This is a genomic window from Peribacillus sp. TH16, assembly GCF_016651095.1.
Classification (GTDB): Bacteria; Bacillota; Bacilli; order Bacillales; family DSM-1321; genus Peribacillus; species Peribacillus butanolivorans.
The window spans coordinates 1-1,113 of sequence record NZ_JAEKEM010000001.1 but is presented as its reverse complement, the minus strand read 5'-3'; the positions used below and the strand labels follow the sequence as shown (position 1 = coordinate 1,113).

1 protein-coding gene is annotated in these 1,113 nt (G+C 40.7%); it reads right to left on the bottom strand.

Annotated elements, in window-relative coordinates; genetic code table 11:
* The coding region (locus tag JFV29_RS00005) for a transposase (RefSeq protein WP_201180481.1) at nt 1–827 on the bottom strand (827 nt) is incomplete at its 3' end.
* Nucleotides 828–1,113: the final 286 nt, after the last annotated feature.

Genomic DNA, 1,113 nt, shown 5'->3' with positions numbered 1-1,113 from the left:
GCATCTGCGGCAACAGCTTCAGGTTTTCCAACTTTCTCAATCACTTGTTCAACAAGAGGCTCTAAGATATGACTATCATGCGTATTTCCCGGTGTTACAATCGTCCCCAGCACAAAACCGTTGCGGTCCGCAGCCGCATGAAATGAATAGGCAAACTGTTTTGTTCGTTCATCTTTTACATAGTAGCCACTCTCAGGGTCAGTTGTACTTTCTTTAATTTCTTTGGTTTCTTCTTTATCAAATTTATCCGGTGGAAAAGGCTTCTTTCCATTGTTTTCACGATCTTGATTTATTTCTTCTTGAAGGCGTCCTTGATATGCTCGTGTTTCCTTACGAACGATTTTCTTTTCGAATTTTCGCTTATTCGCACTGGCTTTCACATGTGTTGAATCAACGAATACGTGCTCTGCACTTATTAACTTTCTTTCTGAAGCTGTCATTAAGATACGATAAAAAATCCGTTCAAACAGGTCTGTATCTTTAAAGCGACGCTCATAATTTTTCCCGAACGTTGAGAAGTGAGGTACTTTATCATGGAAACCGTAACCTAAAAACCAACGGTAAGCCATATTCGTTTCAACTTCTTCAATCGTTTTACGCATCGAACGAATACCGAAGGTATATTGAATGAATGTCAATTTAACTAAAATAACTGGATCAATACTTGGGCGCCCTATCTCTGAATACATCTCTTTCACCAAGTCATAAATGAAAGTGAAGTCAATGGCTCCCTCAATTTTACGAACCAAATGGTTCGCTGGCACCAGTTGATCCAAAGTAATCATTTCAAGTTGATCTCGCTGAATAGAATTATGTTTCGAAAGCATCGTCATCACCTCAAGTTTTAATACTTCTATATTAAAACAAAAAGGACTGTAGGCAAAAGTGGTTATATCTAATTGTTAAAACAAAGTTGATTGGAACGGAAGGTGCGAGACTCCTGCGGGAAATGCGTGTCCAAGGGAGACCCCACAGGCGCAAAGGCGCCGAGGAGGCTCCCTGACCGCCCGCGGAAAGCGAGTGCCTGGAGTGGAAATCAACGTCGAATTTTTACAACCCCTCAAAAAAACTGTAGACAAACTCGATTTTCATCGAGTTTGTCTACAGTCTGAA